This window comes from Gordonia terrae, from assembly GCF_051789125.1.
GTDB classification, from domain to species: domain Bacteria; phylum Actinomycetota; class Actinomycetes; order Mycobacteriales; family Mycobacteriaceae; genus Gordonia; species Gordonia terrae_A.
Genome location: NZ_CP196526.1, coordinates 3,002,732 through 3,015,883, shown reverse-complemented (window position 1 = coordinate 3,015,883; position 13,152 = coordinate 3,002,732). Strand labels below are relative to the sequence as shown.

Sequence of the window (13,152 nt, the reverse complement as noted above, 5' to 3'; positions counted from 1 at the left end):
TGGGCCGTATGGAACCGGCACTGTGGGCCGCGGACATCGTCTGCGGAGCAGCCGTCCAGGCCCGGATAGGCAACACCGAACACTTGGATACGCTAGGTGCCGCTGTCGAGCTGCACGCCATCTGACGTCGGATAAACCGCGAGCCACAGGCCTCGTCGCCCGGCGAGTAATCCTGTGGCCCACTTCGATGGGCTGGCTATAGCCAATTAGTACGTTCCCGGTTGCGTCCACGCAGTCGCAGACCCGTCTGACCAGCACCGACGTGCACTCGCCGACCGCCAAGTTTCCACCGGCAGCGGTGTCGTAGGCGCCCGATGCCTTTGAGGGGTCTTGCCTGCGCTTACCGACGCGTCGCCTTTCCCGCCGAAGATTTCGAACTCTCGCGAAGGCTGGAGGCCGAGCACAGTACACCTCGATCACGTGCAGCTCATTCGACTGGCGGAGGGGGCGGTCGCGTTGCTCTGGGGCCGCTCGGGAAACAGTTCGGCAAACGGTCAGCCGGCAAACTCGTGTGGCCTCCGATCACGGAGACGCGCTGGGTGACGATCGGTGCGCTTCGGTGTCTCGACTCCGCTGTGAAGTCCTGCATGAAGTCCGTTGAGGGATTTCCCAAGGTCAGGCCCCATCAATTGCGGCACACGTACGCTTCGCTCGCCATCAGCGCCGGAGCCAACGTCAAGGTGCTCCAAACACTGCTGGGGCACAAGACGGCGACGACGACGCTAGATCGTACGGGCACCTGATGCCCGAGGATTTGGTCGAAATCGCTCATGTGATGGGCGCTGCAGCTGAAAGTGCTTTCATACTGCCTGCATACCGGGTCTGATCGCGACTCTGCGGGCGTCCCCGAAATGAGCTTTGACCTGCCTCGACACGGTGCCCCCGGTCAGACTCGAACTGACACTGGACGGGTTTTGAATCCGTTGCCTCTGCCAATTGGGCTACGGGGGCCAGTACACGGGTTGCCCCGCGCCGGAGACCAACTCTAGATGATCGGCCGATGTGCCTGCCAACCGGTACTCTGCGTGCACACGGACGCGGCCCAGCGGACCCGGAGGAGGGGATGGTCACGGTGACCGACAGTGCGACGACAACGGCCGGTGAGAGCACGACTACGCATCGGGTGCTGGTCGCCGAGGATGACTCGTTGATCCGGATGGATCTGATCGAGATGCTCCGCGAAGAGGGGTACGACGTCGTTGGAGAGGCCCCGAACGGACAGGTCGCCGTCGAACTGACGGAGTCGCTGTCGCCCGACCTCGTGATCATGGACATCAAGATGCCCGTACGTGACGGCATCGACGCGGCGACCGAGATCGCCAAGAAACGACTCGCGCCGGTCGTCATGCTGACCGCATTCAGTCAACGGGACTTCATCGACAAGGCGCGCGACGCCGGCGCCATGGCATACCTGGTCAAACCGTTCACCAAGGCCGATCTGGTGCCGGCCATCGAGGTGGCGGTGAGTCGCTATCAGGAATTGAAGCAACTCGAGGGCGAGGTCGCGACGATGAATGAGCGACTCGAGACCCGCAAGCTCGTCGAACGTGCCAAAGGGCTTCTCATGGAGAAGCAGACGCTGTCCGAACCCGAGGCCTTCAAATGGATCCAGCGCGCCGCGATGGACCGCAGGACGACGATGAAAGCCGTTGCGCAGGTTGTCGTGGAGACCCTCGGAGCCGAGTGATCGCGGCGATTGCGTCGGCAAATGGCGCTGTGCGTACGTCAGTTTCGCTGTCTTTACGCAGCGGCAACAAGATCGCGCTAGCTTTTCTCCAGCGAGGCGCGGTTCTCGGTATCTCGAAGTGCCGCCTTCGTGACAACGCCAATCGCAAGGAGAGCATTGATGTCCTTTCGCTTCTTGAAGAGCGGGGCAGTGGTCGTGACCGCGGCGGCAGCGCTGGTGGTCACCGGCTGCAGCAGCTCTGACTCGGGTTCCGACGGAGGTTCGGAGGCGTCGTCGAGCGCCGCCGTCGAGTCCACTCCCGCCCCTCCGGGTCTCGGCCTCGCGCAGAAACTGGCGTGCAATCCGCCGAAGCCCGTCGCCGGTCCGGCCAGCACCGCGCCGCTGAAGATCGGCACGCTGCTCCCGGCCACCGGTTCGCTGGCCTTCCTCGGACCGCCCATGGAAGCCGGGGTGAACCTCGCGGTCAAGGACATCAACGCCGCCGGCGGTGTCCTGGACAAGCCGGTCGAAATCGTCACCGGCGACTCCGGCGACACCACCACCGACACGGCGAACGCCACCGTCGACCGGGAACTCAGCGCCGGTACACAGGTGATCATCGGTGCGGCGTCGTCGTCGGTGTCACTGAAGGTCATCGACAAGGTCGCCAACGCGGGTGCGGTCATGTTCTCGCCCGCGAACACCTCCGACGAGTTCACCTGCTACGAGGACAAGGGCCAGTACTTCCGCACCGCGCCCGCCGATGTCCTGCAGGCGCAGGCACTCTCGCAGACGATGGCTGAGGACGGCGTGCAGCGCGTGTCGATCCTCGCCCTCAACGATCCGTACGGAACCGGTCTGGCCGACAACACCGTGCGCGACCTCGAGGCCGCGGGTGTGCCCGCCGACCAGATCCAGAAGATCATCTACGACCCGAACGCCCAGTCGTTCAACGCCGAAGTCGATCAGGTGAAGAACTTCGACCCGGACGGCATCGCCGTCATCGGGTTCGAGGAGAGCGCCAAGATCATCACGCGCATGCACGAGGTCGGCATCGGGCCGAGTGACGGAAAGCTGGTCTACGGCGTCGACGGGAACATGGGCAACGCACTCGGCGAGGCCGTGGGTGCCGGGCTGTTGAAGGGCATGAAGGGAACCACACCGCTGACGCAGACCAGCGGCGACTTCCAGGCTGCCCTCAAGGAACTCGACAGCGATCTCATCGACTTCAACTACTCCGGTGAGAGCTACGACGCCGCTGTGCTCAGTGCACTCGCGGCAACCGCCGCCAAGTCGACAGACGGGCGCACGATCGCGGCGAACATCATCGGCGTGACCAACGGCGACGAGAACTGCGACTCCTACCAGGCCTGCCTGGACGCGCTGAACAGCGGCAAGACGATCGCCTACGTCGGCAAGACCGGCAATCTCGCCTTCAACGCCGCCGGTGAACCCAGCGTGGGCTCCTACGGCATCCTCGAGTTCGACGACAGCAACAAGCTGCTCACCCCGACACGCAAGTACGTGTCGGTCGCGGCGCAGTAGAACACCGCACACGACGAGACCCCCGGTTTCCGAGCCGGGGGTCTCGTCGTCTGTCGGTCTAGTCCTTCTTCTCGGACCTGCCCGCGAGCGTGCCGAGGTAGAGCTCGATGATCTTCGGATCGTTGGCGAGGTTGCGTCCGGTGTCGGTGTAGGCGTTGCGCCCTTGGTCCAGAACGTATCCGCGGTCGCAGATCTGCAGACACCGACGCGCGTTCTGCTCGACCATGATGATGGACACCCCGGTCGCGTTGATCGCCTTGCAGCGGATGAACACCTCGTCCTGGAACATGGGGGACAGGCCCGCCGACGGTTCGTCGAGCAGGAGTACGGCCGGCTCCATCATCAGGGCGCGTCCCATCGCCACCATCTGACGTTCACCGCCGGACAGCGCGCCCGCCTTGACCTTCCGGCGTTCGGACAGGAGCGGAAACAGTTCGGAGACGAACTCGAACCGTTTGGTGAAGGTCTTCGGGCGCAGGTATACGCCCATCTCGAGATTCTCTTCGATGGTCAACGCGGGGAACACATTCTGGGTCTGCGGCACATATCCGACGCCCTTGTCGACCAGAACGTGCGCCTTGGCCGAGGTGATGTCGTCGCCGCGCAGAGTCACGGTGCCCTTACGAACGGGGATCAGTCCGAACAGGGTCTTCAGCAGCGTCGACTTTCCCGCGCCGTTGGGACCGATGATGCCGACGATCTCGCCGTCGTCGAGGTAGAAGTTGCACTCTTCCAGGATGTTGATCCCGGGCAGGTAACCGGCGGTGATGTCGTCGGCCCTCATCAGAGCGTTGCCGGCGAGCTTGCGGTGTTCCTCCGGGGTGGCCGCGAGCTGTGCCGGCGTCAACTGCCCGCCGGGTTCGGTCGTCATCGTGTGCCGTCCTTCTCGTCCGGGGCTGGTGTCGTGTCGGGCGACATGGGTGGGAGTTCGGTGACCTCGGACAGGTCTCCGCCCCCTTCGAGCGTCGCCTCGATCGCGGCCTCCACCTTCTCCGCGAGCACCGCGGTGGCGCCGACCGGCCGGCCCTGGTCGTCGAACTCCAGCGCCTGATCGTGGTGCCCACCCAGGTAGGCGTCGACGACGGCGTTGTTCTCGCCCAACCGATCCGGCAGCGACTCGGCGATGATCTGACCCTGCGCCATGACCACCACCCAGTCGCTGATGTCACGGATGACGTCCATGTCGTGCTCGACGAAGACGACCGTCACGCCCTCGTCGCGCAGCGACTTGATGTGCTCGAGGAGGCTCTGGGTGAGCGCCGGGTTCACGCCGGCCATCGGCTCGTCGAGCATGACGATCTCCGGGTCGGTCATCAAGGCGCGCGCCATCTCCAGCAACTTGCGCTGGCCGCCCGACAAGGAACCTGCGTGGTCGTCCGCCTTGGCGTCGAGCTTGAAGCGGCGCAGCAAATCGTGTGCGCGCTCGGTGATCTCGGCTTCCTGCTTTCGCCACGTCCAGGGCGCCAGCGCGGCCAGGAAATGCTCGCCGCGCTGGCCGGACGCGCCGAGCTTGACGTTGTCGAGGACAGTGAGTTTCGCGAGTGCCTTGGTGAGCTGGAACGTGCGCACCATGCCGCGACGGGCCACCTGGTGGGGAACCATCCGACCGAGCGGAGCGCCGTTGAGTGACCAGGTGCCGGAGTCGGGTTTGTCGAAACCGGTGATCAGGTTGAAGAACGTGGTCTTGCCGGCGCCGTTGGGACCGATGAGTCCGGTGATGGCGCCCCGCTGCACCTCGAGATGGTCGACCTGCACCGCCTTGATACCGCCGAACGTGCGGGAGATGTTGTCCACCACGATGATCGGGTCCGGCTTGGCCGAGCCCGGGTCGGCCGAGACATCGGCGAACAATCGCGACCGTTCGGTGGCCGACAGTGTGGTGAGGTCCCGGCGCGTGGCCCGGATCGCCGGGGGAGCGGACGCGACGTCCGGTGTGGAGTCGGCGTCGGGTGCCGAGTGGCGGCCGGCGGGCGGTGTGGGGTGATCAGGCATCGAGCTGCACCTCCCTCTTGTTGCCGAGCAGTCCTTGCGGTCGGAACACCATCATCAGGATGATCGCCAGACCGAGGAGGACGTACCGGAATGCGCCGACCTGCTGGGCCGACAGATGCAGGAGCGGGTCATCGCCCGAGGTGGCCTGGCGCAGGAGCGCGTCGGGCACGGCAAGCAGGAACCAGAACAGCATCGCGCCGAGCACCGGACCGAAGACGGTGGCCGCGCCGCCGAGGATGAGGGCGCCGTAGGCGAAGAACGTCTGCGCCGTCGAGTAGAAGTCGGGGTTGATCGACTGTGTGGCAAGGGCATTGAAGACGCCGGCGAGTCCGCCGATGCAACCGCCGAGCACGAGGGCCTGCATCTTGTAGAAGTAGGCGTTCTTGCCCAGCGAGCGTGCGGCGTCCTCGTCCTCACGGACTGCCTTGAGCACCCGGCCCCACGGGCTGCGGACGAGGAGGTAGACCATGAGGCACAACAGGCCGACGATGATCCAGCCCACCACCATCGACCAGAGGTCGCCGCCGAGGAACTTGACCCCGAAGAACGAGTACTGCTTGCCGTTGTCGAACGGGCTGATCGAGAAGAAGCTGCCCGCATAACCGTAGATGCCGTTGGTGGAATGGGTGAAGTCGTCGGACGACGTCGAACGGAAGACCAACCGCAGGATCTCCGACGCGGCGATCGTGACGATCGCCAGATAGTCGGCCCGCAGGCGCAGGGTCGGGATACCCAGGATCACTGCGAGCATCCCGGCCGCGGCGATGCCGATGATGCCGCCGAGCCACAGCGGCTGGTCGTAGTTGACCGCCATGATGCCGACGCCGTAACCGCCGAGCAGGGCGAACGCGATCTGGCCGAAGTTGAGCAGTCCGGCGTAGCCGAAGTGCAGGTTGAGGCCGATGGCCAGCAGGGCGTAGAAGATCGCCGACGGGCCGATCAGCTGTGCGATCGCTATCTGGAGCGCTGAGATGATGTCCATGGGTCAGCCGATCCTCGCTCGAGATCCGAGAATGCCCTGGGGCCGGATGGTCAGGATGATGATCAGGATCAACAGACCGCCGATGTACTTCAGGTCGGGGCTGAGGAAGTAGGTCGACAGCTGGACCAACAGGCCGACGATCACACATCCGAGCAGTGCGCCGTAGGCCGTGCCGAGTCCGCCGAGGGTGATGCCGGCGAACATCAGCAGCAGGAGCTTGAATCCCATCTCCCACTGCACGCGACCACCGAGTTCGGACAGTGCGAACATCACCCCGCCGAGCGTCGCCAGGCCGCCGGCCAGGGCCCACACGAAGAGGATGACCCGGTCGACATCGATACCGGACGACTCGGCGAGGTCCTTGTTGTCGGCGACCGCGCGCATCGCCTTGCCGATCCGGGTGCGCTGCAGCAGCAGTGCGACTCCGAGGAGCACCACGATGCTGATGACGATGCACGCCAGGTTGACCGGGGTGATCGCGAACGGACCCGACCCGATCTGCGTCTGTGCCTGATAGTCGTCGAACGGTTCGGCCCGGTCGGAGAAGAAGATCAGGATCAGGTAGCGCAGCACCAACGACAGGCCGATCGACACGACGAGCATGGCGATCAGCCCCGTTCGTCGTCGTCGCAACGGGCGCCACAGACCGAGTTCGTTGAGGATGCCGATGCCCACGCCGACGATCACCGCGAGGATCGTCGCCGGGATGAGCTGCACGCCGAGTTTCACGTTGATGACCCAGGCGATGACCGCACCCAGTGTCACCAGCTCGCCATGCGCGAAGTTCGTCAGACCGGTCGTGCCGAAGATCAGGCTGAGGCCGACGCCGGTGATCGCGATGATGAGGCCGAAGCGGATGCCGTCGATCGCCAGGCGGGTCAGTTCGGAGACGGCAGACACCTCGGTTCCCGTGCGAACATCGCCGAAGGAGAAGATGACCGGGCGTGCGGTCCCGCCGCTGACGTCGACGGGCAGTTCGGCCTTCTGGACCTCCACGCCGTCGGGCAGTGACTCGGTGTCGACGACGATCGTGTACTTGCCGGGCGGCACGTTGATGGACCAGGCACCCGTGGCCGAGGACGTCGCCGTACCGACCACGGCACCCGACGCGTTCTTCGCCTCGAGTTCCACGCCCTCGACCTTGTCCGGACCGTTTCGCAGCACGCCGAAGACGCGCACCGGATCACCGGGTGCGGCGGTGGCGGCGCCGGTGCCGAGGATCCCGAAGAGGATCGAGGCGGCGACGAGCAGCAACATCGCGATCGCGGTGGGCCGCTTGGGGAAACAAGGAGCAGGTGGATGGCTCTCGATCTCGGAGCGGTCATCGAGAGCGCATCGGGGCGGCGTCTGTGCACAGGTGCCGGCGCGTTGCGATGTCATCCTGCGGGACATTAGCGGCGTTGTCGTCACCACGTGGCGACAACGAGGTTTCCCGGAAGTAACTTCTGCTGCCCATCGCGGTCCCGACTTTCGGCCAATGTGCCGCCGGGGAGCCGGTCCGGGTCGTACGCTGGGCCGATGGTCCCGGTCACCGTCGCAACCACCACCGATGTCGAACTCGCCAGTGGACTGCTCGCGCAGGCCTTCGCCGACGATCCCGTGACCGTGTGGATGCAGCCGGACACCTCGCGGCACCGGATCATGTTCCGCACGTTGCTGACCTACAGCCACGGCGCGAAGGCGACACTCGACCTCGCGATGCGCGACGGACAGCCGGTGGGTGCCGCCGCCTGGGACCCGCCCGGACACAAGGTGTCGACGACGGCGCAGATCGCGTCCATGTGGGGGTTCTTTCGCGCGATGGGCTCCCGGATGAACCGCGGTGCCAAACTCGAGGAGGAGTTCGGCAAACGCAGGCCCAAAGAACCCCACTGGTACCTCGGGCAGATCGGCGCACCCGTCCACGGCGTGGGTGTCGGCACCACCCTCCTGCGTCACCGGCTCGACCAGATCGACGGCCCCGCATATCTGGAGTGTTCCAACGTTCGCAACGTGCCACTCTATGAGCGTTTCGGCTTCACGGTGACCGAGGAGTTCGAGTTGCCACTCGACGGTCCGAAGGTGTGGACCATGTACCGGCCGATGTGAGCTGTCGGGACCGATCACTAGACTCTGCGACGTGAGTCCAGCGCAGAGTTCCCCGGCAACGACCCCCGCCACGGCGACCGGAACGGCCGGCAAGACGGCAGCCGGAGGCAAGGGCAAGACCAAGCAGCCGGTGTTGATGCTCCTCGACGGGCACTCCCTGGCCTACCGCGCGTTCTTCGCGCTGCCCGCGGAGAACTTCAAGACCCATTCGGGCCAGACGACCAACGCCGTCTACGGCTTCACGTCGATGCTCATCAACCTGTTGCGCGACGAGGGACCGACCCATATCGCCGCCGCCTTCGACGTCTCGCGCAAGACGTTCCGCTCGGAGATGTACCCCGAGTACAAGGCGCAGCGCTCCAAGTCGCCCGATGAGTTCAACGGGCAGGTCGACCTCACCAAGGAAGTCCTCGACGCACTCGGTGTCACCGTGATGGCCATCGAGGGTTACGAGGCCGACGACATCATCGCCACCCTCGCGACGAGGGCGCGGGAAGACGGTTACAAGGTGCTCATCGTCACCGGTGACCGCGATTCCCTGCAGCTCGTCGACGCGTCGACCACCGTGCTCTACCCGCGCAAGGGTGTCTCGGACCTGACCCGCTTCACGCCCGAGGAAGTGGAGAAGAAGTACGGCCTGACGCCGGCGCAGTATCCCGACTACGCCGCCCTCCGGGGCGACCCGAGCGACAACTTGCCGGGCATTCCCGGGGTCGGGGAGAAGACGGCGTCGAAGTGGATCCGTGAGTACGGGTCGCTCGCGGCCCTCGTCGACCACGTCGACGAGGTCAAGGGCAAGGTGGGCGACGCGTTGCGCGCCCATCTCGCGTCGGTGCAGACAAATCGCCAACTCACCGAGTTGGTCCGCGACATGCAGTTGCCCGCGTCGCCGGACGATCTCGCGATGGTCGGCTGGGACCGCGACCGAATCCATCAGCTCTTCGACGACCTCGAATTCCGCGTTCTGCGCGACCGGCTGTTCTCGACGCTGAGCTCTGTCGAGCCGGAGGCGGAAGCGGGTTTCGACCTCGACGGCGCGGTCCTCGGTGCCGGCGAGGTCGCGGGCTGGCTGACCGAACACGCGCGTACCGGGCGCACCGGGCTCGCCGTCACCGCACCGCACGTCGTCGTCGGTTCCGACCCGAGCGGGATCGCGATCGCTGCCGCCGACGGTTCCTCGGCCTATGTCGACGTCACCGCGATGAGCCCGGAAGATGAAGCGGCGCTTGCCGAATGGCTCGGCGACGCGTCAGCGCTCAAGGCCGTGCACGAGGCGAAGTGGGCCGTTCACGCGCTGCGTCCCCGGGGGTGGAAGCTCGACGGCGTCACCAGCGACACCTCACTCGCCGCCTATCTGGTCCGCCCGGGACAGCGCTCGTTCAACCTCGACGACCTCGCGCTGCGCTACCTGCGGCGCGAGCTCCGTGCCGACGACGGCCCGGGAAACGGGCAGATGTCGCTGCTCGACGACGACACCGACGGCCACGTGGCCGAACAACACATGCTCGAGGCGCGGGCGGTGCAAGAACTCGCCGACACACTCGACACCGAACTGGACCGCATCGACTCCAAGCCCCTGCTCACGGAGATGGAGTTGCCGCTGTCGTTCGTGCTCGCCGATGCCGAGGCGGCCGGCATCGCGGTCGACGTCGACCATTTCGGCGCCCTCGAGCAGATGTTCGCGGACCGAATCCGGGCCGCGGCCGAGGCGTCCTACGAGGTGATCGGCGAGCAGATCAATCTCGGTTCGCCCAAACAGTTGCAAACCGTGCTCTTCGACAAGCTGGACATGCCGAAGACCAAGAAGACCAAGACCGGGTACACCACCGACGCAGATGCGCTGCAGTCGCTCTACGAGAAGACCGAACACCCGTTCCTGGCGCACCTGCTCGAGCATCGCGACGCCACGCGACTGAAGGTGACCGTCGATGGCCTGCTGAAGTCCGTCGCCGACGACGGCCGCATCCACACCACGTTCAACCAGACGATCGCCGCGACGGGTCGCCTGTCGTCGACCGAGCCGAACCTGCAGAACATCCCGGTACGGACCGAGGCCGGTCGCGAGATCCGTCGTGGTTTCGTCGTCGGCTCCGACTCGGCGACGGGTGAGCCCTTCGAGTGTCTGATGACCGCCGACTACAGCCAGATCGAGATGCGGATCATGGCTCACCTGTCCGAGGACGCCGGCCTCATCGAGGCCTTCAACACCGGTGAGGACCTCCACAACTTCGTCGGATCACGGGCGTTCGGGGTGCCGATCGACGAGGTGACCACCGAGATGCGTCATCGGGTGAAGGCCATGTCGTACGGACTCGCCTACGGCCTCAGCGCTTTCGGGCTGGCAGCGCAACTCAAGATCAGCCGCGACGAGGCCAAGGAACAGATGGAGGCGTACTTCGCGCGGTTCGGCGGAGTCCGGGACTACCTGCACGACGTCGTCGCCGAGGCCCGCCGCAACGAGTACACCGCGACCCTCTTCGGTCGTCGCCGCTACCTGCCCGACCTCAACAGCGACAACTGGCAACGACGGCAGTCCGCCGAGCGGATGGCGCTCAACGCGCCGATCCAGGGCACCGCCGCCGACATCATCAAGGTCGCGATGATCAACGTGCACAAGCGTCTCGCCGCCGAGAAGCTGGTGTCGCGGACGCTGCTCCAGGTCCACGACGAGCTGGTCATCGAGGTCGCCGCGGGCGAGCGAGATGCGGTGGAGGCGGTCGTGCGCGAGGAGATGGGCAGCGCCATCACGTTGTCGGTGCCGCTGGAGGTGTCGGTCGGTTTCGGTCGGTCCTGGGACGACGCGGCGCATTGATGACCCCGGACGCACGGCGGGTCGGTGTCCTGGTCGGGGACGGCATCGGAGGCGAGATCGTCCCGGCGGCGATGGCCGTCGCTGATGCCGCCGCACGCGCATCGGGCATCGAGATCGACTGGCTCGAACTGCCTTTCGGGTCGGACGCGATAGCGTCACACGCCGACCCGGTGCCGATGGAGACCTTGGCCGCGCTCGACGAGCTCCCGCTGTGGATCGTCGGCCCGCATGACTCCGCGTCGTATCCGATCGAACACCGCGGTCGCACACCGGGTGCGGTGCTGCGAACCCGCTACGACCTCTTCGCCAACCTCCGGCCGGCGGTCGCCTTTCCCGGGGTTCGTGCGGTGACACCGGATATGGACATCCTGATCGTCCGCGAGAACTCCGAAGGCCTCTATGCCGATCGCAACATGGCGGTCGGCAGCGGCGAGTTCATGCCGACACCGGACGTCGCACTGTCGGTGGGGCTCGTCACGCGAGGCGCGAGCGAGCGCATCGCCCGTGTCGCCTTCGAAGCCGCGCTCGATCGCGCCGGTCCGCACCGCCCGGCGCGCGTGACGATCGTGCACAAGGCCAATGTCCTCCGTCTGACGACGGGACTGTTCCGAGATGTCTGTCGTGAGGTGGCCACCGACTTCCCGGACGTCGACGTCGACGAGCAACATGTCGACGCGATGGCCGCACTGCTCGTCCGTCGTCCCGGCGACTTCGACGTCCTCGTCACCGAGAATCTGTTCGGGGACATCCTTTCGGACCTGGCGGGCGAGCTGGCGGGTTCCCTGGGCATCGCCGGCTCCGTCAACTGCTCGGCGAGCAGGGTCATGGCGCAGGCCACCCACGGTGCCGCACCCGACATCGCGGGCCGCGGGATCGCCAACCCGGTGGCGATGATCGTGTCGGTGGCGATGGCATTCCGCCGGTACGGACAGATGGTCGACGACGCCGCGCTCGTCGCCGCGGGCACGCGCATGGACTCCGCCGTAGCCGCCACCCTCGCCTCGAGCGCCACATCCGATCTCGGCGGGACCGCGTCGACCTCCGAGTTCGCGGACGCGGTCGTGGCGACCGTTCGCGATGACCGGGCATGAACGGCGGGTGGCGAGCCGGGGCGGCGCGGGCGAACTACAGTATGTGGGTGCGCTTAGCCGGACGAAGGGAGGTGGAGTGACGCGTGTGGCTCGCTGGCTCGGCGTCCTCCTCGCAATCACCGTGGTGGTGACCGGTTGCGTGAACAACGAGGAACGCGAGCGCGCCAACCAGGTGACACCCATCGACGTCGATGTCGCGAAGGTGCCGCAGATCGCCGCGCTCGTGCCGCCGGAGATCGCTCGCACCGGCCGGCTCGTGGTCGGGGTCAACATCCCGTACCAGCCGAACGAATACAAGGACGCGACCGGCAAGATCGTGGGCTACGACGTCGACCTGATGAACGCGGTCGGCAAGGTGCTCGGACTGGTCCCGGACTACAAGGAATCCCAGTTCGACACGATCATCCCGTCCGTGCAGGCAGGCACGTATCAGCTGGGCATGTCGTCGTTCACCGACACGCTGGAACGCGAGAAGCAGGTCGACTTCGTCACCTACTACAGCGCGGGCGTGCAGTGGGCACAGGCGGCCGACAACGACGACGTCATCGACCCGGACAACGCCTGCGGACTCCGGGTCGCGGTACAGACCACCACCTACGAGGACACCGACGAGGTGCCCGCCAAGAGCGAGGCCTGCGTCGCCGCGGGCAAACCCGCGATCGACAAGGTCAAGTTCGACAGCCAGGACGAAGCGGTCAACGCATTGATCCTGGGGCGCGTCGACGCGATGTCGGCCGACTCGCCGGTCACGGCCTACGCCATCAAGCGCACCGAGGATCGACTGAAGCCCGCGGGTGGGGTGTTCGACTCCGCCCCGTACGGATGGCCCGTGCGAAAGGGTTCGCCGCTCGCCCTCGCACTGCAGCGAGCCGCGCAGTATCTGATCGACAACGGACAGTACCGAGAGATCGCGGCCAACTGGGGCCTCGAGGAGGGCATGATCGATGTCTCCGAAATCAACGGCGCGGTGAGCTGA

11 protein-coding genes and 1 tRNA gene are annotated in these 13,152 nt (G+C 65.9%); 7 read left to right on the top strand and 5 right to left on the bottom strand.

Annotated features, from left to right (window positions below; translation table 11 throughout):
- Positions 1–314 precede the first annotated feature (314 nt).
- Positions 315–743: a tyrosine-type recombinase/integrase gene (locus ACSUZC_RS13610; protein ID WP_439029067.1), complete on the top strand. Its 429-nt coding sequence runs from the start codon at positions 315–317 to the stop codon at positions 741–743.
- Positions 744–877: 134 nt separating this feature from the next.
- Here ACSUZC_RS13610 and ACSUZC_RS13605 read toward each other — a convergent pair.
- Positions 878–951, bottom strand: a tRNA-Leu gene (locus ACSUZC_RS13605).
- Positions 952–1,063: 112 nt separating this feature from the next.
- Here ACSUZC_RS13605 and ACSUZC_RS13600 point away from each other — a divergent pair.
- Complete coding sequence (locus ACSUZC_RS13600) at positions 1,064–1,687, top strand: ANTAR domain-containing response regulator (RefSeq protein ID WP_439029066.1); 624 nt, start codon at positions 1,064–1,066, stop codon at positions 1,685–1,687.
- A gap of 159 nt (positions 1,688–1,846) precedes the next feature.
- Positions 1,847–3,211, top strand: a complete 1,365-nt coding sequence (locus ACSUZC_RS13595) for an ABC transporter substrate-binding protein (protein ID WP_439029065.1) — start codon at positions 1,847–1,849, stop codon at positions 3,209–3,211.
- A gap of 58 nt (positions 3,212–3,269) precedes the next feature.
- Here ACSUZC_RS13595 and ACSUZC_RS13590 read toward each other — a convergent pair whose 3' ends face one another.
- Genes ACSUZC_RS13590 through ACSUZC_RS13575 form a run of 4 tightly spaced genes read right to left on the bottom strand, consistent with a single transcriptional unit; the run spans position 3,270 to position 7,442 of the window.
- Positions 3,270–4,082, bottom strand: a complete 813-nt coding sequence (locus ACSUZC_RS13590) for an ABC transporter ATP-binding protein (protein WP_439029064.1) — start codon at positions 4,080–4,082, stop codon at positions 3,270–3,272.
- Positions 4,079–5,203, bottom strand: a complete 1,125-nt coding sequence (locus tag ACSUZC_RS13585) for an ABC transporter ATP-binding protein (protein ID WP_439029063.1) — start codon at positions 5,201–5,203, stop codon at positions 4,079–4,081. The genes ACSUZC_RS13590 and ACSUZC_RS13585 overlap by 4 nt, the downstream gene beginning before the upstream one ends.
- A complete protein-coding gene (locus ACSUZC_RS13580) occupies positions 5,196–6,185 on the bottom strand; it encodes a branched-chain amino acid ABC transporter permease (protein WP_439029062.1) in 990 nt (329 codons plus the stop codon). Before ACSUZC_RS13580 ends, ACSUZC_RS13585 begins: the two co-directional genes overlap by 8 nt.
- Before the next feature lie 3 nt (positions 6,186–6,188).
- Positions 6,189–7,442: an ABC transporter permease subunit gene (locus ACSUZC_RS13575; protein WP_439033121.1), complete on the bottom strand. Its 1,254-nt coding sequence runs from the start codon at positions 7,440–7,442 to the stop codon at positions 6,189–6,191.
- A 261-nt stretch (positions 7,443–7,703) separates the two neighbouring features.
- Between ACSUZC_RS13575 and ACSUZC_RS13570 the strand changes: the two genes are divergently transcribed.
- The 4 genes from ACSUZC_RS13570 (at position 7,704) to ACSUZC_RS13555 (ending at position 13,152) form a co-directional block, all read left to right on the top strand.
- Complete coding sequence (locus ACSUZC_RS13570; protein WP_439029061.1) at positions 7,704–8,273, top strand: GNAT family N-acetyltransferase; 570 nt, start codon at positions 7,704–7,706, stop codon at positions 8,271–8,273.
- 31 nt (positions 8,274–8,304) lie between these two features.
- Entirely contained in the window at positions 8,305–11,085 is a 2,781-nt protein-coding gene (gene polA, locus ACSUZC_RS13565) for a DNA polymerase I (protein ID WP_439029060.1), read from the top strand.
- Entirely contained in the window at positions 11,085–12,176 is a 1,092-nt protein-coding gene (locus ACSUZC_RS13560; RefSeq protein ID WP_439029059.1) for an isocitrate/isopropylmalate dehydrogenase family protein, read from the top strand. Before polA ends, ACSUZC_RS13560 begins: the two co-directional genes overlap by 1 nt.
- A 76-nt stretch (positions 12,177–12,252) precedes the next feature.
- A complete protein-coding gene (locus ACSUZC_RS13555; protein WP_439029058.1) occupies positions 12,253–13,152 on the top strand; it encodes an ABC transporter substrate-binding protein in 900 nt (299 codons plus the stop codon).

What these genes read in the sequence shown, in the direction of transcription:
- ACSUZC_RS13595 (WP_439029065.1), top strand. Translation starts at nt 1,847, where the DNA reads ATGTCCTTTCGCTTCTTGAAGAGCGGGGCAGTGGTCGTGACCGCGGCG.
- ACSUZC_RS13560 (WP_439029059.1), top strand. Translation starts at nt 11,085, where the DNA reads ATGACCCCGGACGCACGGCGGGTCGGTGTCCTGGTCGGGGACGGCATC.
- ACSUZC_RS13575 (WP_439033121.1), bottom strand. Translation starts at nt 7,442, where the DNA reads ATGTTGCTGCTCGTCGCCGCCTCGATCCTCTTCGGGATCCTCGGCACC.
- ACSUZC_RS13585 (WP_439029063.1), bottom strand. Translation starts at nt 5,203, where the DNA reads ATGCCTGATCACCCCACACCGCCCGCCGGCCGCCACTCGGCACCCGAC.
- ACSUZC_RS13610 (WP_439029067.1), top strand. Translation starts at nt 315, where the DNA reads ATGCCTTTGAGGGGTCTTGCCTGCGCTTACCGACGCGTCGCCTTTCCC.
- ACSUZC_RS13570 (WP_439029061.1), top strand. Translation starts at nt 7,704, where the DNA reads ATGGTCCCGGTCACCGTCGCAACCACCACCGATGTCGAACTCGCCAGT.
- ACSUZC_RS13590 (WP_439029064.1), bottom strand. Translation starts at nt 4,082, where the DNA reads ATGACGACCGAACCCGGCGGGCAGTTGACGCCGGCACAGCTCGCGGCC.
- ACSUZC_RS13580 (WP_439029062.1), bottom strand. Translation starts at nt 6,185, where the DNA reads ATGGACATCATCTCAGCGCTCCAGATAGCGATCGCACAGCTGATCGGC.
- ACSUZC_RS13600 (WP_439029066.1), top strand. Translation starts at nt 1,064, where the DNA reads ATGGTCACGGTGACCGACAGTGCGACGACAACGGCCGGTGAGAGCACG.